Origin of the sequence: Filomicrobium insigne (assembly GCF_900104305.1) — a bacterium.
GTDB classification, from domain to species: domain Bacteria; phylum Pseudomonadota; class Alphaproteobacteria; order Rhizobiales; family Hyphomicrobiaceae; genus Filomicrobium; species Filomicrobium insigne.
The window spans coordinates 1,100,364-1,123,135 of record NZ_FNJC01000001.1; the positions used below are offsets into that span (position 1 = coordinate 1,100,364).

19 protein-coding genes are annotated in these 22,772 nt (G+C 58.1%); 8 read left to right on the forward strand and 11 right to left on the reverse strand.

What is annotated here, in order from left to right:
* Window positions 1-284 precede the first annotated feature (284 nt).
* The 10 genes from BLS30_RS04965 to BLS30_RS05015 form a co-directional block, all read right to left on the reverse strand.
* On the reverse strand, window positions 285-2,168 hold the full coding sequence (locus BLS30_RS04965) for a J domain-containing protein (RefSeq protein ID WP_046477283.1): 1,884 nt from the start codon (window positions 2,166-2,168) through the stop codon (window positions 285-287).
* A gap of 310 nt (window positions 2,169-2,478) precedes the next feature.
* On the reverse strand, window positions 2,479-3,774 hold the full coding sequence (gene glnT, locus BLS30_RS04975; protein ID WP_090227432.1) for a type III glutamate--ammonia ligase: 1,296 nt from the start codon (window positions 3,772-3,774) through the stop codon (window positions 2,479-2,481).
* Between the two features lie 81 nt (window positions 3,775-3,855).
* Window positions 3,856-5,277 carry an FMN-binding glutamate synthase family protein gene (locus BLS30_RS04980; RefSeq protein WP_210184000.1) on the reverse strand — a complete coding sequence of 474 codons (1,422 nt, stop codon included), beginning with the start codon at window positions 5,275-5,277 and terminating at the stop codon, window positions 3,856-3,858.
* Entirely contained in the window at window positions 5,201-5,944 is a 744-nt protein-coding gene (locus tag BLS30_RS04985; protein ID WP_090226978.1) for a GltB/FmdC/FwdC-like GXGXG domain-containing protein, read from the reverse strand. Before BLS30_RS04985 ends, BLS30_RS04980 begins: the two co-directional genes overlap by 77 nt.
* A 36-nt stretch (window positions 5,945-5,980) precedes the next feature.
* Complete coding sequence (locus tag BLS30_RS04990) at window positions 5,981-6,880, reverse strand: class II glutamine amidotransferase (protein ID WP_090226980.1); 900 nt, start codon at window positions 6,878-6,880, stop codon at window positions 5,981-5,983.
* Between the two features lie 94 nt (window positions 6,881-6,974).
* A complete protein-coding gene (locus tag BLS30_RS04995; RefSeq protein WP_046477279.1) occupies window positions 6,975-7,658 on the reverse strand; it encodes a helix-turn-helix domain-containing protein in 684 nt (227 codons plus the stop codon).
* 95 nt (window positions 7,659-7,753) lie between these two features.
* Complete coding sequence (locus BLS30_RS05000) at window positions 7,754-8,341, reverse strand: sarcosine oxidase subunit gamma (RefSeq protein ID WP_170832409.1); 588 nt, start codon at window positions 8,339-8,341, stop codon at window positions 7,754-7,756.
* Entirely contained in the window at window positions 8,334-11,339 is a 3,006-nt protein-coding gene (locus BLS30_RS05005) for a sarcosine oxidase subunit alpha family protein (RefSeq protein ID WP_090226986.1), read from the reverse strand. Before BLS30_RS05005 ends, BLS30_RS05000 begins: the two co-directional genes overlap by 8 nt.
* The gene (locus BLS30_RS05010; RefSeq protein ID WP_090226990.1) at window positions 11,339-11,638 is read right to left on the reverse strand and encodes a sarcosine oxidase subunit delta; all 300 of its coding nucleotides are present in this window, start codon (window positions 11,636-11,638) and stop codon (window positions 11,339-11,341) included. The genes BLS30_RS05005 and BLS30_RS05010 overlap by 1 nt, the downstream gene beginning before the upstream one ends.
* Window positions 11,639-11,664: 26 nt before the next feature.
* Entirely contained in the window at window positions 11,665-12,927 is a 1,263-nt protein-coding gene (locus BLS30_RS05015; protein ID WP_046480004.1) for a sarcosine oxidase subunit beta family protein, read from the reverse strand.
* Between the two features lie 100 nt (window positions 12,928-13,027).
* Between BLS30_RS05015 and BLS30_RS05020 the strand changes: the two genes are divergently transcribed.
* On the forward strand, window positions 13,028-14,002 hold the full coding sequence (locus BLS30_RS05020; protein ID WP_076605380.1) for a LysR family transcriptional regulator: 975 nt from the start codon (window positions 13,028-13,030) through the stop codon (window positions 14,000-14,002).
* A gap of 8 nt (window positions 14,003-14,010) precedes the next feature.
* Here the strand turns inward: BLS30_RS05020 and BLS30_RS05025 are convergent, their stop codons facing one another.
* On the reverse strand, window positions 14,011-15,642 hold the full coding sequence (locus BLS30_RS05025; protein ID WP_046477273.1) for an FMN-binding glutamate synthase family protein: 1,632 nt from the start codon (window positions 15,640-15,642) through the stop codon (window positions 14,011-14,013).
* A gap of 199 nt (window positions 15,643-15,841) precedes the next feature.
* Between BLS30_RS05025 and BLS30_RS05030 the strand changes: the two genes are divergently transcribed.
* From BLS30_RS05030 to BLS30_RS05060, 7 genes are all read left to right on the forward strand, one after another.
* Window positions 15,842-16,744, forward strand: a complete 903-nt coding sequence (locus BLS30_RS05030; protein WP_052743721.1) for an SDR family NAD(P)-dependent oxidoreductase — start codon at window positions 15,842-15,844, stop codon at window positions 16,742-16,744.
* A 752-nt stretch (window positions 16,745-17,496) separates the two neighbouring features.
* Window positions 17,497-18,024, forward strand: coding sequence for a hypothetical protein (locus tag BLS30_RS05035; protein WP_052743720.1), 528 nt, complete (start codon window positions 17,497-17,499; stop codon window positions 18,022-18,024).
* A 13-nt stretch (window positions 18,025-18,037) separates the two neighbouring features.
* The gene (locus tag BLS30_RS05040) at window positions 18,038-18,733 is read left to right on the forward strand and encodes a MotA/TolQ/ExbB proton channel family protein (RefSeq protein WP_046480001.1); all 696 of its coding nucleotides are present in this window, start codon (window positions 18,038-18,040) and stop codon (window positions 18,731-18,733) included.
* A complete protein-coding gene (locus BLS30_RS05045) occupies window positions 18,733-19,230 on the forward strand; it encodes an ExbD/TolR family protein (RefSeq protein ID WP_046477272.1) in 498 nt (165 codons plus the stop codon). The genes BLS30_RS05040 and BLS30_RS05045 overlap by 1 nt, the downstream gene beginning before the upstream one ends.
* Before the next feature lie 9 nt (window positions 19,231-19,239).
* Entirely contained in the window at window positions 19,240-20,019 is a 780-nt protein-coding gene (locus BLS30_RS05050) for a TonB family protein (RefSeq protein WP_090226994.1), read from the forward strand.
* Between the two features lie 82 nt (window positions 20,020-20,101).
* Window positions 20,102-22,237, forward strand: a complete 2,136-nt coding sequence (locus tag BLS30_RS05055) for a molybdopterin-containing oxidoreductase family protein (RefSeq protein ID WP_090226997.1) — start codon at window positions 20,102-20,104, stop codon at window positions 22,235-22,237.
* Window positions 22,238-22,393: 156 nt separating this feature from the next.
* Window positions 22,394-22,744, forward strand: a complete 351-nt coding sequence (locus BLS30_RS05060) for a hypothetical protein (protein ID WP_139165290.1) — start codon at window positions 22,394-22,396, stop codon at window positions 22,742-22,744.
* Window positions 22,745-22,772: the final 28 nt, after the last annotated feature.

A 22,772-nucleotide genomic window follows, 5' to 3' on the forward strand; every position in this document is an offset into this window, starting at 1 on the left:
TTCAGCTAGCGAACATGAGCGTCATTTGCCATAGGCACACCCGAGTACAAGCATTTTTATCTGCCTTTGGTTCCCAGGGTCTTTCCGCGGTCGTAGGCGGCATCTGCTAAGTTTCCAACTTAGGATTTGAGCTGAGGATCTTTCATTCCGATCACGATTTGTATATGCTCTTCTCTTGCGCCTCCGAGGGAGGTCGCGCCCGCCACCCTTGGGAAGCGCGGCTTAAGAGGAAGTTCGCGGGCCCGCGGTTTTGGCCATCTGATCGCGACCAACACGCCGCGATCTCAAAGCTGCAGCGTCTCGGGACGGCGCAGGTCCTGGGTATCGGGGGCGGCAGGGCGGCGGCCAGAGATGATCTCCCAGGCGGCATTGATCTGCTTGAGGCGCAGTTCGCGCTCCTTGCGATCTGCCTCATTCTCGGCATGGTCAGGGTGCCAGCTCATACGCAGACCATCGACGATTTTCTTGATCGAGGCCGGGCTCGAGTCGCCTCGTACCCCCATGCCTAAGACACGAAGCGCGTCGGCGTGCGACTGCGGGATCGCGTTCCCCCAGGCCGGAGCTGCGGCCTGTGTCGCGCGGCGCGGTGCCGAAGCGGGACGGCGTGCTGATCGCTGTTCGGGGATCGGAGCGGTCAACGCTGACGGCTCAGCCAACGTCGGCTCACTTCGCGCTGGCGCGCTCACGCCCGGCATTCCAGGCGCTGGCGGGACCGGAGGTTGCCGCGGAGGGGCACTCAACGTCGGTTCCGGTGTTCCCAAGCCCGGTTCGGGCGCTACGCCCTTTTCCAGCGACACCGAAGATAAATCGTGGGACATTTCCTCCGGCCTAGTACTACCGCTCCGGCGAGACATCGTGAGTCCAACCATAAGGATCGCCAGTAGCCCTACCGAGATAACAACAACAGCCAACGCGCCAGGCTCACCCTGAAAGACGCGGGCGAGCAGTCCAGCGGGTGCGGCTTCCGGCGTTGTCTCTACAGGATCCAGAGGCGCGCGCGTAGAGGTTTGAGGTGTCGCGGTGGTGGTCGTTTCCGGCAGAACGGGTTCTGGCTTCGAGGCGGTCGCGGTTGGACTTTCGGATTTCGCAGTCGCGTTGCCATCGGTCGATTGTCCAGTTGCCGGAGCCGCGGGTTGCATACCCGGGGCCTGCGTCTCAGTAGCCGCTGATTTCGTCGCCTTCAGTGCGGAGGGTTCGGAACTCGATGCCGGCCGGTTTATGATGGTCGGCGCGTTCGCCGTCCCGGCGGGCTTGGCTGGTGAAGGAGGGGCGACCAGCACCGGCGGGGCCTCAGCCAGATCAATTCGCTCCGGCTCTTGGCCGTTTGTATTTTGCGCTCTCGCGCGCCGTTCGGAGGCGTCAAGACGTGGCGGCAGGGGCGGCGGTTCGGCCCACGTGATCTGAGGTTCGCTCTGCGTTGTGGTGCGTGCGCTATCCGAAGGCTCAGACGGCTCCAGGCTCAAACCTTCCGCTGGCGGTGCGACCTTGAAAGGAATGTCGTCCGGCCTTGACCTTGTGGGACGCGCAGCACTGCGCGGGCCTTCGGCAAGAACCGGTGGCAGGTCTCTTTCAGCGCGACGAGCCTCGTAGCCGCCCACCTGCGGTTCCCGTCCCGCCATGGCGGGACCGCGATCATCGGCGACAAAGATGGCATCGAGCCCGAACTTCGGCGCGAAACCATAGGGCATGCTCACGATGGCTGGCGGCAACTGAGCGCGTTTGCGAGCGCAGAACGGACCACGACCACCAAACGGGCGGCCATCTTCGGGGCGCCACGCGCATGGGTCGTCCGGCGACATACTCCACCAACTCGGCATGCGGATCTTCAGTGTGCCGTTTTCCACCCACGCGTTTCTTTCGCGATCGGCTGCTGCGACGACCTCGGTCCACGGTACGCGGTCACCGCCACAATCGACGTCAAAACGATGGATCTGCCATCTGCGGCATTGCGAGGAGTCAGCCGGGGAGCAGGCGGTGAAGTTGCGTTGCTCACGACGAGAGAGAATACGATGGCCCTCGTCTGCGGAGGGTCTGAGAACCACCTCGCCGCCGATCACTGAACACCGATAGGGCATCACCAACAGCTCGCTGGCGCGCGCGGCTGTCGCAGCGACGGCAAGCGCAGCGGTGACGAGCAGACAAAGACCGCCTGTTTTCAGAGCCCGCATTATTTCAGATCCCGATCGAATATGACTTTCCAGCCGATCGCCACAATGGTGCGTAGTTCGACTCAATTCGACCCTGACGTTGGCAGCTTTGTGACCGTGCGGGAGAAGATGCGCGCTAAACTTTTGGCACTTTCAGAAAAAGCCCCGAACCTCAGGGCTTTGCGCCTCATTAAACTCATGAGTAACAATATGTTACTCGGAGTCTGCAGACTGAATTTGCGGCTAAAAGGGTACGTCTAACGATTTCGTCAGGACGAGTTTAATGCCTTGGAATAGTCAAATTAATTTTCCGAAACGGCGGTTTGTGCCCTCAACAATCCAGCGTGTTCCGACGCTCCCAGTCGGTTAACTGGCTGGTGTATGCGTTCCACTCGGCGGCGCGCAATTTTGTATAAGCGGTCACAAATTCCGGGCCGAGGGTCTTTGCGACGAGTTCTGAGGACTCCAACGCACGCAGGGCATCAAGCAGATTGAGCGGTAGCCGCTTAACATCCCCCACGAGATGACCATCCGTATACATATTGAAATCACAACGCGTGCCGGGGTCGCGCTCGTGCTTGATGCCATCCAGTCCGGCGGCCAGCACGGCAGCCTGCAACAGGTAAGGATTGGCAGCTCCATCGGCGAGACGCAGCTCAAACCGTCCGGGCTCCGGAATGCGGATCATGTGCGTGCGGTTGTTGCCGGTATAGGTGACCGAATTGGGCGCCCAAGTTGCGCCGGATGTCGTGCGCGGCGCATTGATCCGCTTATATGAGTTCACCGTGGGATTGGTGATCGCACAGATCGCGTCGGCATGATGGATCACACCGCCGATGAAATGATAGCCGAGGCGCGACAGGCCGAGCTCATCTGACGAGTCAAAAAAGAGATTTTTGCCGTCTCGCCACAGCGAGACGTGTGTGTGGCAGCCGCTGCCCGTCAAATTCGCAAAGGGCTTGGGCATGAACGTCGCGCGTAGCCCGTACTTTTCAGCGATCGATTTGACCATGTACTTGAAGAACACATGACGGTCTGCAGTCTTGAGCGCGTCATCGAACTGCCAGTTCATTTCAAACTGGCCATTGGCATCTTCATGATCGTTCTGATACGGCTGCCAGCCAAGGGACAACATCGCATTGCAGATTTCCGTCACGACCTCGTAGCGACGCATGAGCGCCATTTGATCGTAACAAGGTTTGTCCTGAATATCGCCGCCGTCTGCGATCGTGTCGCCGTCTGGATTGACGACAAAGAACTCGCATTCAACGCCCGTCTTTATCCGGTAGCCTGCGTCTTGAGCTTCTTTAAGCAGCCTGCAGAGGATGTTGCGTGGAGCCTGTTCGACGGACTTTTCGTTCATCTTGAGGTTGGCGGCTAACCAGCCAACCTGTGGTTTCCAGGGCAGCTGTACGAGCGTCGATGGATCTGGCACCGCGAACAAGTCAGCATCAGCAGGGCTCATATCAAGCCATGTAGCGAAACCTGCAAAGCCCGCACCGTTTTTTGCCATTTCATCGATGGCAGCAGCAGGGACGAGCTTCGCGCGTTGCGCTCCAAAAAGATCAGTGAAAGAAACTAGAAAATACTCGATGCCCAGCACTTCGGCTTTCTTAGAAAGAGCCATCGCGTCGGATGCAGGCGGCGATTTACCCGTCAATGAATGCAGCATCTAACTCTCCTCCGAGCTAAATTCACGTCGACATCTTCACCGCCCCTCAACGCCGGGAATCCAGTCCGTGCCCGCAAGGGGTACGCCAGCCATTGCGGCCGATTCCACAGTAAGAGCAACAAGGTCCTCAGGTTCAAGATTATGGATGTGACTCTTGCCACACGCGCGGGCAATGATCTGCGTTTCCATCGTCAGGACGGAAAGGTAGTTCGCGAGCTGTTGTCCAGCCCTAACCGGATCGAGACGCTGCATCAGCTCGGGCTCTTGGGTTGTAATCCCTGCGGGATCGCGTCCCTCATGCCAATCGTCGTAAGCACCGGCAGTTGTCCCTAGCTTTTGGTATTCAGCCTCAAGCGCTGGATCGTTATCGCCGATGGCGATGAGCGCTGCCGTTCCGATCGCGACGGCATCGGCACCGAGTGCGAGCGCTTTCGCAACGTCCGCACCGGATCTGATGCCACCTGATACGATCAGCTGCACCTTGCGATGCTGCCCGAGTTCCTGGAGTGCGCGCACGGATTGACGGATAGCGGCCAGGGTAGGGATTCCAACGTGTTCGATAAAAACTTCCTGCGTCGCTGCAGTGCCTCCCTGCATGCCATCGACAACAACGACATCGGCTCCAGACTTTACAGCCAGCGCGGTGTCATAATACGGTCGTGAGGCGCCGACCTTTACGTAGATTGGTTTCTGCCAATCCGTGATCTCACGCAATTCTTCGATCTTGATCTCAAGATCATCTGGACCTGTCCAATCCGGATGACGGCAAGCTGAGCGCTGATCAATTCCTTCGGGGAGTGTCCGCATCTGCGCTACGCGCGGCGAGATCTTCTGTCCCAAGAGCATACCACCGCCGCCGGGCTTCGCGCCTTGGCCAATCACGACTTCTATGGCGTCGGCTTTACGTAAGTCGTCCGGATTCATGCCGTAGCGAGACGGCAAATATTGATAGACGAGTATGTCGGAGTGACCGCGCTCTTCGGGGGTCATGCCGCCGTCGCCCGTGGTCGTAGATGTGCCGACCGCAGAGGCGCCGCGTCCCAGCGCCTCTTTCGCCGGCCCAGATAAAGAGCCGAAGCTCATGCCGGCGATCGTGACGGGAATCTTGAGTTCGATAGGCTTCTTTGCAAAGCGGGTTCCGAGCACAACCTCGGTCCCACACTTCTCACGATAGCCTTCCAATGGATATCGACTGATGGACGCGCCGAGAAAGAGCAGATCATCAAAATTCGGGACCCTGCGTTTCGCGCCAGCACCGCGAATATCGTAGATGCCGGTGGCCGCCGCTCTGCGAATTTCAGCGATAGAAGCGTCGTCGAACGTCGCCGACTTTCGCGGAACCGTGCGTGGGATCCTGAAATGTTCGTTCACGACCCGGTCCTCAATAACTGGAAATATTGTCGATATGGAAATGATAGAGTTGGCGCGCCGATCCGTATCGCCGGAACGATGAGACATCCACTTCCCCGGCGATCCCAGCGCTTTCGAGCTCTTTGAACAACTGCGCCTTGTGCTCGTCGCGCATTTCTTTCTCCATGCAGTCGGCGCCGAGGCTCGCAACACTGCCGCGCACATACAAACGCGCCTCGTAGATGGAGTCACCCAATGCTTCGCCGGCATCGCCAAGCACCGTCAACGTTCCGGCCTGAGCCATGAAAGCCGACATGTGCCCAACAGAACCCTTAACGAGGATATTGACGCCTTTCATTGAAATTCCGCATCGCGCCGATGCGTTGCCGTCAATAATGAGGTTTCCACCTATGCCGGTGGCTCCGGCGGACTGGCTCACGTCACCACGGACATGAACACGGCCAGAGACGATATTTTCGGCGACGCCGACACCCGCATTGCCTTGCACTGTCACGTCAGCGCGCTTGTTCATCCCCGCGCAATAGTAGCCGACGTGGCCGTTTATCGTGACGGAGATCGGTAGATCGAGGCCGACTGCTATGGCATGGCGCCCGCGCGGATTCTCAACCCTCCAGAACTTCTCGTTGGTATCCTCGCTTAGAGAATGCAGCTTCTGATTCAGCTCTCTTACGGTTGATGTTCTCAGATCGAAAACACGCTCGCTGTCCAAGGTCGATTCCGCTCGGTTGGGCGCAACGGCCAGTGATGATTGCATAACAGGCTTCTCCGTCTGGCGGTTGCGTCGCCTTGCCTAGTTCCCTCGTTGCCAGAAATAGGCGTGCGCGGGCTTAGGTTCCCAGACGTGGGCCTTCTCGATATCGGGCAAATCAACGAGCACCCGGTATTCCGAACCGAATGCGACGTAATCGTCAGTCTCTGCCATGACGGCGGGCTTGCAAGCGATAGGGTCACGCAGAACGCCAAAGCCGCTCTCGGTGCCGACGACAAAAGTGTAGAACCCATCCAGGTCGCCGAGGCCGGCCTCAAGAGCCTGTCCCAATGTGTCACCTTCGCTGAGGCGGTTTGAAATGTAAGCCGCGGCGACTTCGGTATCATTTTGCGTCGCGAACGAAATACCTTTGAGGCCCAATTGTCTTCGTAGTCCGCAATGGTTGGACAACGAACCGTTATGGACGAGGCATTGATCGACGCCTGTGGTGAAGGGATGTGCTCCTGCGGTCGTCACTGCACTTTCGGTTGCCATGCGCGTATGGCCAATGCCATGCGTTCCTTTCATTTCCTTAAGCGAAAAACGCCGTGCGACGTCCGCCGGCAATCCGACTTCTTTGTAAATCTCCATACGATGCCCTGTACCGACGACCTTTACTTCAGGCGCGACACGCGCGAGCACCTCCACCACTTTGCTTTGCTCGTTTTTGGAAACCGTCAGGACTGCATGGGTATCACGGGGGATCATTTCGCGGACTTCTAGCCCTGCGTCCTTCAAGGAGGTCGCGATAGCTATGAAATCTGTTCCGACGGGCGCGCGGAGTGTCAGCTTGATAGCGTGCGCCTGCGGCGAACCGTAGACAGCGAACCCCGCAGAATCCGGTCCACGATCCGTCATTGTCTCAAGCATATTGGCGAGTAGCGCGCCGAACTCAGGCTCTAGCCTTGGTGCCTTCAGAAAGAGACCAACAATTCCACACATGCGCGTACCTTTGAAATTATGCGCATACACAGTATATGGGATTGCACTTACAGTCAATCCCTGAGAACTTTTTGTTCTTTAGGAGAAACATCCATCAGCGTCGACTGTAGATGATGATGGATAGATAGGTGATGTCTGGAGCCAGCAAATCTTGCGGACCATGGAGGGCACCAGAGTCAAACAAGATGGAATCGCCGGGTTTCAGGTGATAGGTGCGATCCGCGTGTGCGTAGATCACTTCACCAGTCAACATGTAGATGAATTCCACGCCTTCATGCTCAAACCCCGTATAGGGTTCGGCGCCCGCGCTAAGCCGTATAAAGTAGGGCTCTACGACCGTGTCGCCCGCTGGGGATCTGCCGAGAAGTTCGTAGTGATGGCCGATCTTTGTGCCTCGACGCTGAATCGCGACGCCTTTGCCTGCCTGGACAAATGAGCACTCGCGCTGTTCGTCGTGCGAGGAAAATAATGACGACAACGGCATGTTCAGGGCGTTTGCAATCGACTGCAGCGAGGAAAGGGACGGCGAAATCTGGCCATTCTCGATCTTCGAGAGCATCCCTGTTGAGATGCCGGCAGCGCTCGAAAGTTCGGCAACCGTCAAGTCAGAGATTTTGCGATTTCGGCGTACCTGGCTCCCGATCGACTTTTCGAGGGTCCGCACAGATTGCGTCGGCGCGCCTGACGCCGTTTTAAGGCCATCGACCTCGAGCGGCGTGTTCGTCGCACTCTCAAGTGTCGTGTCGTCTGTTTTTACCGTTCCCTTTACTTTCGCCATTAAATCCAGCCCGATGGAGAACAATTCCAGTACGTCTGGTTAGGGCAACGCTCAGTATTTCGCAAGACTTACCGCAGCTTTGCGGTTTTTTGAGCCTACAATAAACTATCACTATTTTGATACTCAGCGCTTGCACGCTCCATCCAGCGCCACAGGCTATCTGCATAGGTGCGGGGGACCGCCAGTTCAAAGGTCGGCTTCTCATCCGTTTGCCAAATGTGCATACCGACATGTGAAATCGCCGTCGCGGCGGCGTCACCAGTCGTAAACACGCGCGGATGCAGATCGATAGAGACACCCTTGGCCAGAAGGTCGCGTGCGCGACGTCCAGACACCGCAACTATAGCGCGAGCATCGCTGTGGTCGACGACGGCAGCATAGCCACCAAAGTCGGCCCGCATGATTTGTTCCAGATCAGGAACAGCCGCGACGTCGGACATCAACAACCATTGGTGCCAACCGGCCCACACGACAGCTAAGCCATCTTTTTCGACGCGAGCCGGCTTCATCGGCAGATCCAGGCCGTAGACCGCGCGAAACGCCAAAACGAGCGATTCCGTTTCTCTTTCCCGAGCCGTTATCCCAACGATCTGCACGTTCTCACGCGCGACGATCCTAACCTGATCCGCACGCTCGATAGACGGCGCGGGGAACGCGGGCAAAGTTATCAATTGATCAACCACGCAGCTTCTCTCCACTGGGATCGAAAAACTCCGGGGAGACGACCTTGGCCAGGATGTCACGCCCACGCACGGGATCACAAACGCCGACAATCTCTCCCACTCGTTCAGGGCCCCTCTTCAACAGGCCGAGTGCGATTGTGTGCCCCAGTATGGGGGAAAACGCGGCTGAGGTGACGTGGCCTTCATCGTTTGCAGCCGTTCGGTGCGCCTTCTGCGGCAGAAGATGTGCACCAGCAGAAATTTTGTGTTTGGGATTGATGGGGCGCAACCCGACAAGCCTGGGGCGATCAGGATCCATAAGACCACTCCGGCTGCCCAGCGTGCGGCCAATAAAATCCTTACGGTCCGACATCATGCGCCCCAGACCTAGATCGTATGCTGTAGTCGTGCCGTTCATTTCTGCCGCGCCGAGATGGCCTTTCTCAATGCGCATGACGCCCATGGCTTCGGTGCCATAGGCGGTTCCGTCGAACTCTTCGGTGGCCGTCATGAGCCGACGGATGAGGGCATCGCCGTATCGGCTTGGCACTGCGATCTCGTAAGCGCGCTCGCCGGAAAACGAGAGTCTAAACAAACGCGCCTTGAGGCCTCCGCAAATGGCCACCTCGCCCGCAGCCATGTAAGGGAACGCGGCATCGGAAATATCGAATTCGGAATCGACAATCTTACGCAGCAGGTCACGAGACTTTGGTCCCGCCATAGAGAACTGGGCCCACTGGTCAGTAACGGGTGCTAGCTGAACATCCAAGTCCGGCCACAGGCACTGACGGCAGAACTCAAGATGCTGAAGAACCTTGGCCGCGTTGCCTGTTGTCGTGGTCATAAGGAAGTGATGCTCGCCCAACCGCGCGGTGGTGCCATCATCCAGAACCATACCGTCTTCGCGCAGCATGACGCCGTAGCGCGCTCGGCCTACAGCGAGCGAGCCCCAGTTATTGATGTAGATGCTCTCCAAAAACTTTATGGCGTCGCGTCCCTGGACATCGATTTTGCCGAGCGTCGAGACATCACAGATGCCAACGGCGTTTCGCGTGGTGTCCACTTCACGAAAGACCGTTTCCTGCCAGTCTCTTTCTCCCGGTCTCGGAAAGTACTGAGGGCGGAGCCATAGGCCAGCCTGCGTGAAGACGGCGCCTTGTTCGCGCGCCCATTTGTAGGACGGCGGCAGACGCTCCGGCTTAAAATCCCGACCTCGATGCGCGCCGCCCAAAGCTCCTATTGCGACAGGCGTATAGGGTGGACGCGCCGTCGTCGTGCCGACCGCCGGTATGGTGCTCTCAGTCAATGCCGCCATGATTGCCAGAGCGTTTACGTTGGACGTCTTGCCCTGGTCCGTCCCCATACCGAGGGTGGTGTATCGTTTGAGGTGTTCGACCGCCGCGAAGCCTTCCCGATGCGCCAAGACGACATCGTCTGTTGTGACGTCATGCTGAAAATCAACGAAGGCTTTGCCCTTCGTTTCAGGCACGCGCCATAGCGGTGCAATGCTCGAGGCTTCGGGTGTCGTGGAATAGGATCGTGCTTCAACGGCGGGACGTCCGGCTTCATGGGCCGCTTCGATTCCGAGTTGCGCGCCAGAAGCGAGCGCTTCGGCCAAGGTGAGCAATCCGTTCGCCGCGCCTGCGACGGCCATTCCCGGCGGCAACGCGCTCGGTACGAACGCGGCTATCGTTTCGTTCCAATGCGGACGCGCGTTGAGATGTGTTGCCAGTTGGAGATTGGGATTCCACCCCCCTGACATGGCGATCAGATCGCAAGGCAGGTTGCGAATTTCGCCGTCGGCCGTTCTCACGGTTGCGCCGGTGATGTGGCGCGTGCCGGTGGTGGACTCAACATGTCCACCGAGTATCGCGTCAACGCCGGCTTCGGAGAGTACCGCCAGAACGGCGGGAGACAGCTCTTTGCGCGAGTCGACATAGGCGACGACCTCCGCACCTGCGCGCTGAATGTCCGCAATCGTTGTGATCGCGTCATCGTTGTTGGCAAAAACAGCCGCATGGCGCCCTGGAACGACACCAAACCGGTTGATGTAGGTGCGCACGGCTCCTGCCAACATGACGCCGGGTCGGTCGTTTTCGCCGAACACCATTGGCCGCTCAGTAGCGCCGGATGCGAGGACGACACGCTTGGCAATGATCCGCCACAAACGTTGCCGAGGTTGGTGTTGCGGCGGGACCGGAAGATGATCGCTGACGCGCTCCAGCGCACCATAGGTTCGGCCATCGTAAACGCCGAAGACAGTGGTGCGGGTCAGCACCCGGACTTCGTTGGTCGAACGCAGCTTCTCTTGGGCGTGTTTCGCCCACACCGCTGACGGCATCTCGTCGATGGTGCGTTTTTCGGCCAGGCAGCGACCGCCGAGTTCGGGGTTTTCGTCTGCGATGATGACGCGCGCCCCCGCGCTCGCCGCAGACAAAGCTGCGGCCAGTCCAGCAGGGCCACCGCCGATCACGAGCACATCGCAATGCGCCGTGACCTTGTCGTAGCTGTCAGGGTCAGCCTCGCTCGCGGCGCGGCCCAGGCCTGCAGCACGCCGGATCACCGGCTCATATAGTTTCTCCCAAAACGCGGCCGGCCACATAAAGGTCTTGTAATAGAACCCAGCGGACAGGACCGAACCGGCGAGCTGGTTGATGGACAAGACGTCGAAAGCGAGCGACGGCCAACGGTTCTGGCTCGATGCCTCCAGGCCATCGTACAGCTCCACCGTCGTTGCCTTGGTGTTGGGTTCGCGTCGGTTGCCAGTCCGTAGCTCAACCAGTGCGTTCGGCTCCTCCGAACCGGCTGACAGAATTCCCCGCGGGCGATGATACTTGAACGAGCGGCCAACAAGCCGAACACCGTTCGCAAGCAATGCCGAGGCTAGCGTATCGCCAGGATGGCCTTCGTAGATGCGCCCGTCGAATGTGAAGGTAATTGTACGCGTGGTATCGATCGATCCCATGCCCGGGACGCGAAACGATTGCGACGCCTCCTTGCTAGCATCACGCTCCGACATCAGGACCGCTCCCTATCAGCGGCTGCCCCCTCGGGCGCACCGCCGTCAACGGCGCGGCACGTTGCATATATCTCGTGGGTTCGGGTATCGCGCTCAGCGACAATCCAGGTGCGGCATCCCAGGCCGTGATACCAGAGTTCGCGGTGGAAACCGCTCGGGTTCGTGCGCTCGTAAACGTAGGCGATGAACTTCGCGCCAGCCTCCTCGTCCTGCGGGTCAGGCCGGCGAAGGTCAGCGTCACCGTAGTAAACAAACTCATCAAGGCTACGCTCCCCGCAGCAGGGGCAATTGATCCGCATGGCTGCGCCTTCCTCGTGAATTTCGCCTAGTGAAGATTTGGATAGGGGCCCATGCCCTTCTCATCGATGGCATGACCAGTGGCAAAGCGATCGAGCCGATAGCCGCGCGCAACGTCATGGGGTTCGTCACACGACAGGAGGTGGGCAAAACATAAACCGGCAGCAGGGGTTGCTTTGAACCCGCCATAGCACCAGCCGGCATTGAGATAGAGCCCCTCAACAGGCGTACGGTCGATGATCGGACTGCCATCCATCGACATGTCCACCAGACCGCCCCATTGCCGGAGCATGCGTACGCGACCGAGCCGCGGCATCAATGCCATGCCTCCTTCACAGACGTCCTCCATGACAGGGAGATTTCCGCGTTGGGCGTAGCTATTGTAGCCATCGATATCGCCCCCGAAGACGAGGCCACCCTTGTCAGATTGGCTGATATAGAAGTGCCCAGCGCCGAACGTTACGACGCCACCTACGAACGGCTTGACCGCCTCGCTAACAAACGCCTGCAGCACATGACTTTCGATTGGCAGACGTAAACCTGCCATCGCTGCGACACGCGAAGAGCTTCCCGCAACGGAAACACCGATTTGGCGCGCGCCGATATAGCCGCGGCTGGTGTCGAGCCCCATCGCCCGGCCGCCGTCCACGCGAATACCGATGACTTCGCAGTTCTGAATGATGTCGACACCTAATCGATCGGCGGCACGTGCATAGCCCCATGCCACGGCGTCGTGGCGGACAGTCCCACCTCGGCGCTGCAGAAGCCCTCCGCGTATCGGGAAACGCGCGTTCTCAAAATCCAAGAAGGGCACGAGCCGACGTACTTTAGCGGCGTCCAGCAGTTCGGCGTCCACACCATGCAGCCGCATAGCGTTGCCCCGCCGCGCATACGCATCGCGTTGTGCATCAGAATGATAAAGGTTGAGCACACCGCGCTGGCTCACCATCGCGTTGTAGTTGATATCCTGCTCGAGCCCTTCCCAGAGCTTCATGGAGAGTTCGTAGAAGGGGACGTTACCGGGCAGCAAATAGTTCGAGCGGATGATCGTCGTATTACGGCCGACGTTCCCAGAGCCAATCCAGCCCTTTTCGACGACGGCAATGCGGCGTCTGCCGTACTGGCTCGCCAGATAGTACGCCGTTGCGAGACCATGTCCGCCACCGCCGACAATTACGACATCGTATGCAGGCTTGGGGGCAACGTCGCGCCAAACGGGCTTCCAACCGGTGTTTCCGCGCCAGGCCTGTCGTAGGATCGAAAAAATCGAATAGCGATCGTTCGTCGTCATCGGACGTCTCTTTATGACTGCGCGGTTGTGTGGAGCTTTCTTGAACTTCATATCCCCGCAAGCATTTGCGCGCGATATAAGCGTTACTTATAGTATGCGCATGGCTCCAAGACTTGGCACGCTACCGTTTGACTTGCGTTCACTCGAAATTTTCCTGGCTGTCTGTGAAACAGGCACGATGGCGGCGGCAGCGCGCGCGCTATCGCTCACACAGCCTGCGGTTTCTTTGGCTGTCGGCGATCTTGAAGAGCGTATGGGGCTGAAATTATTCGATCGCAGCGTCCGACCCCTGGCGCTCACCTCTGCCGGTTCCGTGCTGCGCGACCGCGCAGTTATGCTCCTGACTGATGCCCGCGAGATCGCCCCGCTGTTAAACGAAGCGGTGAAAAAGCGATTGCCGCGGCTGAGGATCGGGCTGGTCGATTCGATATCGCGGGAACTCACTGGCGTTATTGCGGATACGCTGAGCAGCCGGGCCGATGATGTCTCAATCCTTTCAGGGCTCACAGCCGATCACAGCATCGCCCTTCTGACACGCCACCTCGATATTTTCTGCGGCGTCGATGATATGGAGGAGGTCGATGGTCTTGAGCGCTGGCCTTTGTTTACCGAGCCCTACATTCTCCTGATGCCACGAGGGGATCCTATCCCGAACACTCTCGCTGGCCTCGTTGAACTCGCGCAAACGCGTCCGCTCATTCGCTACAGCGGGCGCTCGAAAACCGGCATTGAAATAGAACGGCATCTGCGGCGCCTCGGAATTCATCCGGCGCGCCATATCGAATTCGACGCTCCGTATGGCGTTTCCGCGCGTGTCGGCGCGGACGCAGGGTTTGCGATCACGACGCCTTTATGTCTGGCTGAGTCGGGCCTTGCGGCTTCAGTGCAGGCCGCGTCACTGCCCGGCCCCAAGTTCCAGAGGACGATCACCCTGATTGCGCGGCGCCGTGAGTTGGGACGAATCCCTCAGGACCTTGCCCTCAAGGCCAGAGCCACGCTTGCGACGAAGACCATTCCGCGTCTGAGCGCGCAGATGACGTGGCTCGCTGATCAGTTCCATACTTACGCTGAATAGCTTGCCAACTATCCCGCGGGATGCTGGTCAAACCGATCGGGTCGCGACATGTTCCAGGCCTCGCGGAATCTTGGATCGTCTGTTCCGTCCAATAGCTCGCCGTTCTTTAAGGTCGGGTACAGCTGGGAAAAGGTGATGTATTCCCGCTGTGAGACGCGCCGATAGAAATGATGGGCAGAGAGCTGCTGCGAGTGCGTCAACCCGGCTGCACCGACCAGCTCTGCCAAAGCCTTCACAGTTGCGTCCTGGAATCTGCGTACGCGTTCCGCTTTGTCCGGAACGACAACCGCGCGCCAACGTGCAGGATCCTGGCTCGTCACTCCGACCGGACACTTATCGGTATGGCACGCCTGAGCCTGGATACAGCCGACGGCAAACATGAATCCGCGCGCGGAATTGCACCAGTCGGCACCAAGCGACATCGCCCGCGCCATATCGAAGCCACTGATGATTTTACCGCTGGCCCCCAGTTTCACACGCTGGCGGAATCCGACACCGACAAGCGCGTTATGCGCAAAAGACAATCCATCGCGCAGCGGCATGCCGATGTGATCGACGAACTCCAATGGTGCGGCCCCGGTACCCCCTTCCTTTCCGTCGATAACAATGAAGTCGGGCGGCGCACCGGTTTCCAACATTGCTTTTACGAGCGCCAGAAACTCCCAGGGATGACCCAAGCATAGTTTTATCCCGACGGGCTTTCCACCTGAGAGGCGGCGAAGCTCAGCTAGGAAAAGCATCAGTTCGATCGGCGTTGAAAAGGCACTGTGGTACGCTGGCGAAATGCAATCAAACCCCATCGGGATTCCGCGAGCTTCGGAAATCTCTTCGCTGACTTTCGCTGCCGGGAGAACGCCGCCGTGGCCTGGCTTCGCGCCTTGGCTTAGCTTCACTTCAATCATTTTGATCTGATCAAGAGCGGCTGTATCGGCGAAACGCTCGGGGCAAAAATTACCGTGTTCGTCCCGGCATCCGAAGTACCCTGAGCCGATCTGCCAAACGAGATCGCCCTTATTCTCACAATGGTATCTGCTGACGGAGCCCTCGCCGGTGGTGTGCGCGAAATTTCCGAGTTCCGCACCTCGGTTCAGAGCGCGGATGGCATTGGGGCTGAGAGCGCCAAAGCTCATGCCCGAGATGTTCAGCACAGACGCCGAGTAAGGTTGAGCGCAATCAGGGCCGCCAACGAGCACGCGCAACGATTCCGCGCTAACGTCCTTGGGCACCATCGAATGCGTCAGCCATTCGTAACTGTCCTCGTACACGTTGTACTGGGTTCCGAAGGGGCGCTTGTCGAGCGCGCTCTTGGCGCGCTGGTAGACGATGGCGCGCTGATCGCGGCTGAAGGGTCGGCCGTCTTTCTCACCCTCGAAGAAGTACTGGCGCATCTCCGGCCGTATCTCTTCGAAAATGAAGCGCAGGTGCGCGAGAAGAGGATAGTTTCGCAAAATCGCGTGGCGCGTCTGGGTGATATCACGCAGTCCGATGAGCGAAAGAGCCGCAAAGCCCGCCAGAGGTACAATCAAAATTGCACGCCAATCCGCTGCGAAATACGCAAGAATGGCGAACAGGACGGACAAGAAGAGCGTTAAAGTGAGCGCGAGATATCGAGGAGCAAATGGTTGCAGAAGTAATTGCATGTGTTCAGCTCATAAAAATTTCAGGTCCTGAGTCCATGATCAGCGAGCACGTGCTCACGAGCGGATGTCCAACCCCTGTCTATCTCAACAACGACACCTATACCCGATGCCGCTTGTCAGGTTCGTGAAGCACTCCTCGATAACACCAGACGCGGGTGCGGACCTGACGTCCGTTAGCCACAACAGCTAGGCAATTTGAATGAGATTACCTGGGATTGTTGATGTCAGACTGGCGCATCGTGCGCGTGTTTCCCTTGAGGCTGTCGCGGCGGTGCGCGGCCTCACCCCAGCCGTCGTCATTACCGGCGGGTCGAAAGGTATAGGCCTCGCTCTGGCAAAGCGGTTTGCGAAAACCGGCAAGCCCGTGGCCATTGTGGCACGGGGCGCTGAAGCTCTGTCGTTGGCTGTCGACGAAATCGCAGCAGCAACCGGCCAACGGCCCCTTGCGATACCACTCGATATCACCGTTGAGGATTCAGGCGCTCAGATCGATAAAGCGCTCTTAGCGGCAGACCTATACCTCGACATTCTCGTCAACTGCGCTGGCATGGGCTTGTCGGGCCGGTTCGCAGAGCAAGAGACGGCGGATATCGAACGCCTCATTGCATTGAACATTTCAACCCTAACGCGCCTGACGCATCATGCGGTGGGTAGCATGTCACCTCGCGGGCGGGGTGGCATTATCAACGTCGCGTCTTTTGCAGGGTTCGTTCCGGGTCCTTATCAGGCGATGTACTACGCCAGCAAAGCGTTCGTCATTTCGCTCAGCCAATCGCTGGCGCAAGAGGAAGCCGGGACCGGTGTCCGCATCACGGCTGTAGCCCCCGGCCCGGTCGATACGGATTTTCATGCCGACATGGGAGCTGAGAACGCGCTCTACCGGCGGCTGCCCATGTCGATGTCGGCTGACGCCGTAGCAGCCAGTATCTATCGCGGTTACAGCATGGGGCATCGGCTTATCGTGCCAGGGCTACTCAACCGGGCGCTCGCGGCAGTGATCGGGGTGTTTCCTTATCCTGTCATTGCACCGGTCATGAGTTGGCTTTTGTGGCCCGGAGAAAGAGACGTCGAAAGCCCAACGGACAAACCGGATTCCAAGTGATTCACTTAACAAACGGGCTTTTCAGGCAATTTTTTTGGCCTTTTTCGCAAAACCGCAACGATTATTGGCGTAAACTGCCTCAGCACCATGAGTTAGGTATTGCGTATCGGGTGCTAACGTTGAGGTGCGTATGCTGCCGGGCTTCGTGGCCAGGGTGTCAATGCCGCTTCCCGTAAAGGGCCGCTCTTAAGCGGCCTTTTTTGGTTTTAGCATGGAGCCGCGCGAGTCGGATTGCCCTTATCAACGCGCATCTTGCCGAGGGTCCATGTCTCGGATTGCATCAGCAGCAGCGATCATTAGGGAATATTTCCCATATATGGTTGGGAATATTTCCCAACCCGCACAGCGGCGATCAAGTTGAATTGCTTCATATATTCGATGTGCGTTACGACTGCTCTGGAGATGTTAAGCTTCGTTGAGCTCGTAGCTTCTCGTCCCCTCCGTCGGGATCAATTGGTTTGCAGAATCGGGCTCTTAAGCCGACAAGCGGTTGTTCGCTGACGCAATTCAGCGCTCGGTTAATTGCTCCAACTATGCCCAACTTCATAGGCATGAGGATGGGACACGGCACCCGCAAAGGATGTTTACGGTTATTGATGTGCTCTGAAATAGGCGGCATCTATGTTGCGCTCTACAGAACACTCGGGCTATCGATTAGCTGCGCTCGTTCCGGTCAGTCGGTTCGAATTACTTGCAAAAATCTATGTTCACCGGCGCCCGCGCCCAAGCGAGCCCACGAAGGGAGGATCAGAGTGAGCCACAAGCAGTTTCAATGTGACGTTCGTTCATTCCTGCGCAACGTCGCGGATTCGGGATCTTGGCGTCTTGCGTTCTTGAGCGCACTGGCCGCGTGCCTGACGGCCTTCGCACCACTTTCAACGATGGCACAGGACCAACAAGAGCCTGCGAAGGCCGCGCCTTCTACGGAAAACGGTCAAATTGAAGTTGAGCTCAACAAGCTCGAAACGATTGACACCGGCTGCCGTATCTACGTTGTGGTCAACAACAAATCGGATACCGAGTTCAAGACCTTGAAACTCGATCTCGTGTTGTTCCGCACGGACGGAATTGTCGACCAGAGGTTCTTTGTCGACCTTGCGCCACTGCGCAAAGAAAAGCGGATCGTAAAGCTGTTCGAACTCAGCAAAGTTGCATGCAACGACATTGGCAGCTTCCTCGTCAACGACGTCGTGGAATGCCGCAACACGACGGAAAGCGTCGACAACTGCCTATCGCGCATGTCGGTGTCCTCGCTCGCTAAAGCCAAACTCTCCAAGTAACGCGTCAAAGAGGATAAAGCAGGTGGGTGAAACTTCCGCGGCTGCTCACGATCTCTCAATAATCGGTTTGGTCCTGAACGCGGATATCGTCGTTCAGTCGGTCATGGCCGGTCTCGTCCTGGCCTCCATCGCTTGCTGGGCAATCATTTTCGAGAAAATCATCCGCATGTCGTCTGTGCGCCGCGCACGCCGGGAGCTCGAAGCCGCTGCGAAGGGCGAAGGCTTCACCGGACATGAGCGTAGCCGGATCGCACGGGCGATCCATGCTGCCGCTTATGCGGAAGCAACTGAGGGTGCTGCGCCGGATGAGAGCCAGAACGACCGTCGCGCACGCCTTGAGCGCGCGATGCGAACCGCGATGAGAAGTGAATTGAAGCGCATCGAAGGCGGTTTGCCGTTCCTCGCTACGATCGGCTCGGCTGCACCCTTCATCGGTCTGTTCGGCACGGTATGGGGCATCATGAACAGCTTCACCGCTATCGCCCAGCAAAAGGACACCAGCCTTGCTGTGGTGGCACCTGGCATTGCGGAGGCGCTATTTGCAACGGCGCTCGGTCTCGCTGCCGCTATTCCCGCCGTCATGGCCTATAACCAGTTCGCGGTGGGGCTTGGAGGCGCGTCGGAAAAACTAAGCATTTCGATCGCGGTTCTCGCCAAGAAAATGGCACGGCGTGGACAGAGACCCGGAGCGCGGGAGGAGGCTGCCTAATGGGAGCTTCAATCAACCCGATTTCTAACGACGATGATGAGGCTGCCTATCGGCCCCTCGCCGAGATCAACATAACGCCGATGGTCGACGTTATGCTCGTGTTGCTGATCATCTTCATGGTTGCTGCGCCACTGATGGTTGCCGGTGTTCCGGTTGAGCTGCCAAACACCTCGGCGGCTCGCTTGAGCCAGCCCAAAACTCCAATGATCGTCACCTTGGACGCGGAGGGAGCGCTCTATATCCGAGAGGATCCCGTCGCACCGGAACGACTTGTGAGCCAGCTCGAACAGCTCCGCGCGCAGGAAGGCGACACTGTCGTTTACGTTCGGGCGGACAAATCGCGCGCCTATGGGGATGTGATGCAGTTGCTCGGCCGCGTCGGAGAAAGCGGCTACCAACGCGTTTCATTGCTGTCTCAGCCATCGCCATCGACCGGTAGCCGCGTGCTGGATGCACCGGCGAGTGCACCCGGGAACGATGCCGCTACGCAGAATTGAGATTGATGTATGGGCGGATTGAGACTTGCAACGTGGGCAATTTCGTTGGCGCTGCATGCCGCCCTAGCATTGCCGTTCCTTACCTGGGCCGGCGGAGATCAATCTGCTTTTGAAGAAGGTGTCGGCGCCGATCTTTTAAAGATCGAGCAGGGGCTTGCCTTGGAAGGGGTTGCCCAAACCGGAATGGACGCTCAGAACGTCGAAGCGATCGAGGGGCAAACTGCGGTTGCATCGCAAGCGGTTCCCGAGACCATCGAAGAACTGAAGCCGGAAGAGCCGCCACAGGAAGAACCGCCACCAGATCAGCCCGAAGTCAAAGACGTTCCTGAGCTGACCGACGTCATCACCGCGAAGGCCGAACAGGTTGAGGAATCGGTCGTGACCGAAGAGGTGCGGCCAGAGCCCATTAAAGAAATCAAGCCTCAACAAATCGCGGCCGCGGCAAGTGTCGAAGAGATATCGGTCAAGGAGCTAAAGGCCGCCGCGCAGGCACAAGAAGGTGGGGATGCGAGCGCTCGCACTGCTTACCTCGGTAAGCTTCAAAGACACATCAGTGCGCACAAGGTCAATCCGCGTACAAATCGGCGCGGCACGGTGATCGTACGCTTTACAGTCTCTCCGACAGGGCAATTGCTGTCGCGCGAAATTACAAAAAGCTCTGGCTCCGAGCAGCTCGACAAAGCGGCCCTTGCAGCCCTCGATAAAGCTGCGCCGTTCCCGCCGTTTCCAAAGGGCGTCGTGAATCGGGAACTGGCCGTTTCCGTTCCCTTTCGATTCCTGACCCGATAATTTCTTCGTCTCTTGCGCGGAAATGTCGCTCGTGTACTGTCCACCGTGAATTAAAATTCATGATCCTCACGGAGGTCGTACGATGAATGAACTGCCCAAGGGTAAGGTCTTTTTCGGCGGTTGCCCCCACGATTGTCCCGATACCTGCGCGATGATCTACGAGGTCGTGAATGACCGTCTCGTCGATGTCCGCGGCAACAAGAGCCACCCGATGACGCGCGGCGGCCTCTGCGTCAAGCTTAAGGACTATCACGACCACCACTACAATCCCGATCGCGTGCTTCATCCCTTGCGCCGTACAGGACCAAAGGGCAGTGGCGCTTATGAGCAGATCTCATGGGACGAAGCGCTCAGTGAAATTAAATCTCGCTGGGACGATATCATTGCCAAGTACGGATCTCAGGCAATCCTGCCGTACAGCTATCTCGGCAACGAAGGGCTCGTCCAGGGACTTACATCAGGCGATGCGTTCTTCAATCGGCTGGGTAGCAGCGTTTGCGAGAAGACGTTTTGCGCCTCGGGATCATCCACGGCTTGGCTGCTCACCGTCGGGCCCACGGGCGGCGTAGATCCAGAAAGCTTTGTGCACGCCAAGTACATCGTCATCTGGGCGTGCAATTCGATCTCCACCAATCTGCATCACTGGCCCTTCGTTTTAGAAGCACAGAAGAAGGGTGCGAAGGTTGTCGTGATCGACGCCTATCGCTCGCGAACTGCCAAGGCCGCCGATTGGCATATCTGTCCCAAGCCAGGCACAGACGGCGCATTGGCCATGGGCATCATCAACGCGATGATTGAACAAGACCTCGTCGATCAAGACTGGGTGGACAAGTATACCGTCGGCTTTCCCGAGCTGAAGGATCGTGCGCGTGATTTCACGCCGGAGTATGTCGAGCGGATTACCGGTGTCAGCGCAGCCGACATCTCAACATTCGCGCGGGAATTCGCAACGGCGCAGCCTTCTGTCATTCGCATGGGCGTCGCTCTGGAACGTCATCACGGCGGGGGCCAAACCATCCGCGCCGTATGTGCTATTCCGGCGCTGGCCGGTTCATGGCGGCATCTCGGAGGCGGCCTGTTACAGATGCCGCTTTGGGAGTTCCCAATTCATTGGGATCGCGTATGCCGCCCGGACTGGATCAAGCCCGACACCCAGGTCATCAACAATCTACGGCTGGGGCGCGCACTGACCGGCGAGATGGATCTCGACACGCCGATCATGAGCTTCTTCTGCTACAACACCAATCCTGTGAGCCAAGCTCCTGAGACGAACAAGATCGTGCAAGGTCTTCAACGGGAAGATCTGTTCACGGTGGTCTCCGAACATTTCGTCACCGACACCGCAAAGTATGCCGACATCATTCTCCCTGCGACCATGGCGGGCGAACACGATGACATGATGTTTTCGTGGGGGCACTTCTATTTCACCCTCAATCAGAAAGCGATCGAACCGCGCGGCGAAGCCATTTCCAATTCGGAGTTGTTCCGTCGTTTAGCCAGGACCATGGGGTTCGATGGCGATGATCGTCTGCTGATGTCGGATGCCGAGCAGATCGAACATTTCATCGATTGGTCATCACCAGCGATGGCCGGCAAGGGCATGGATTACTTCCGCGAGCATGGCTACTTCCATCTCGCGGTCGGAACACCGGACGATCGCTTGCCACATGCCGAAGGCAATTTCCCTACGGAGTCTGGCAAGGTTCAATTTCTCGTCGAGGGCGCAAAAAACTTCGTCGCGCCGCCGTTCCGGCACATGTACGAGGGCAGGCAAAGCGGGGAGGATGTCGATCCTTTGCCAGGTTTTGTCCCACCACGCGAGAGTGCGGACACAGCGCCCGATCTCGCGAAGCTTTATCCCCTCAACATCATCTCACCGAAGAGCCACGGGTTCCTCAATTCCTGCTACGCGAACGAAGAACACAAGATCAAAGGGCAGGGTGAGCAGTTCGTCATGATCAGCCCTTTGGATGCCGCCGCACGGCAGATCCGCGAAGGCGATCCTGTTCGCGTGTTCAACAAGCGCGGCGATTTCGAAGGATATGCTCGCGTGACCGATGACGTGCGCTCAGGCGTCGTCGTCGCGACGTTGGGTTATTGGCGCTCGCTGAACCGGTCCGACGGATCCGTGAACTCAATCTCTTCCGATGAGCATTGTGGGCTCGGAAATGCCCCGACATTCTCCGACAACCTCGTCGAGGTGGTTCGCGTCAACTGATTCGCATCGACGACAGCACCGGCAGACTTTGCCGCTTTTCCGGTGCTGTCAGCCGCTGCGGAAACGCGCCTTCTTGGCCGCAAGCCTCGGGCAAGCAAGTATAGGTGAAGCTATTCCTCAACGTGACTTTGCCTAACGACAGAAGGCCCGAAGCCAATGCCTACGGAAGGGTTAGTGGGTCCCTATCAGCTTGATCATGAAACCATCGACAGGTTCGTGGCGGAGTCGTCCTGTGGTGTGTTTGTCATCGGCAATAAGGGCCAGGACGGAAAATTCTATATCGACCGCGTTGGCCGATCTGATACGAATTTACGGCAGGGTCTCTACGATTGCATCGGGACCGACGGCGCATTCAAGTTCCGCACATTCAACGTCCCCAAAGATGCTTTCACGGTTGAATGCGACATCTTCCATGCGATCCATCCGCCGATGACGATCATGCATCCGGAACCGCCCACCGGCCAAAAGCTGCGCTGCCCCCATTGCCACGCATTGGACAACGCATAGCTCCGGAAACGAGCGCGCTCGTTGTGTG

Bases quoted from the DNA above. Each gene is read 5' to 3' on its own strand.
- BLS30_RS05005 (WP_090226986.1), bottom strand. From the start codon at position 11,339: ATGTCGGAGCGTGATGCTAGCAAGGAGGCGTCGCAATCGTTTCGCGTC.
- BLS30_RS05030 (WP_052743721.1), top strand. From the start codon at position 15,842: ATGAGATTACCTGGGATTGTTGATGTCAGACTGGCGCATCGTGCGCGT.
- BLS30_RS05025 (WP_046477273.1), bottom strand. From the start codon at position 15,642: ATGCAATTACTTCTGCAACCATTTGCTCCTCGATATCTCGCGCTCACT.
- BLS30_RS04965 (WP_046477283.1), bottom strand. From the start codon at position 2,168: ATGCGGGCTCTGAAAACAGGCGGTCTTTGTCTGCTCGTCACCGCTGCG.
- BLS30_RS04985 (WP_090226978.1), bottom strand. From the start codon at position 5,944: ATGCAATCATCACTGGCCGTTGCGCCCAACCGAGCGGAATCGACCTTG.
- BLS30_RS05015 (WP_046480004.1), bottom strand. From the start codon at position 12,927: ATGACGACGAACGATCGCTATTCGATTTTTTCGATCCTACGACAGGCC.
- BLS30_RS05055 (WP_090226997.1), top strand. From the start codon at position 20,102: ATGAATGAACTGCCCAAGGGTAAGGTCTTTTTCGGCGGTTGCCCCCAC.
- BLS30_RS05060 (WP_139165290.1), top strand. From the start codon at position 22,394: ATGCCTACGGAAGGGTTAGTGGGTCCCTATCAGCTTGATCATGAAACC.
- glnT (WP_090227432.1), bottom strand. From the start codon at position 3,774: ATGGCTCTTTCTAAGAAAGCCGAAGTGCTGGGCATCGAGTATTTTCTA.
- BLS30_RS04995 (WP_046477279.1), bottom strand. From the start codon at position 7,658: ATGGCGAAAGTAAAGGGAACGGTAAAAACAGACGACACGACACTTGAG.
- BLS30_RS04990 (WP_090226980.1), bottom strand. From the start codon at position 6,880: ATGTGTGGAATTGTTGGTCTCTTTCTGAAGGCACCAAGGCTAGAGCCT.
- BLS30_RS05045 (WP_046477272.1), top strand. From the start codon at position 18,733: ATGGGAGCTTCAATCAACCCGATTTCTAACGACGATGATGAGGCTGCC.
- BLS30_RS04980 (WP_210184000.1), bottom strand. From the start codon at position 5,277: ATGTCTCATCGTTCCGGCGATACGGATCGGCGCGCCAACTCTATCATT.
- BLS30_RS05020 (WP_076605380.1), top strand. From the start codon at position 13,028: ATGGCTCCAAGACTTGGCACGCTACCGTTTGACTTGCGTTCACTCGAA.
- BLS30_RS05010 (WP_090226990.1), bottom strand. From the start codon at position 11,638: ATGCGGATCAATTGCCCCTGCTGCGGGGAGCGTAGCCTTGATGAGTTT.
- BLS30_RS05050 (WP_090226994.1), top strand. From the start codon at position 19,240: ATGGGCGGATTGAGACTTGCAACGTGGGCAATTTCGTTGGCGCTGCAT.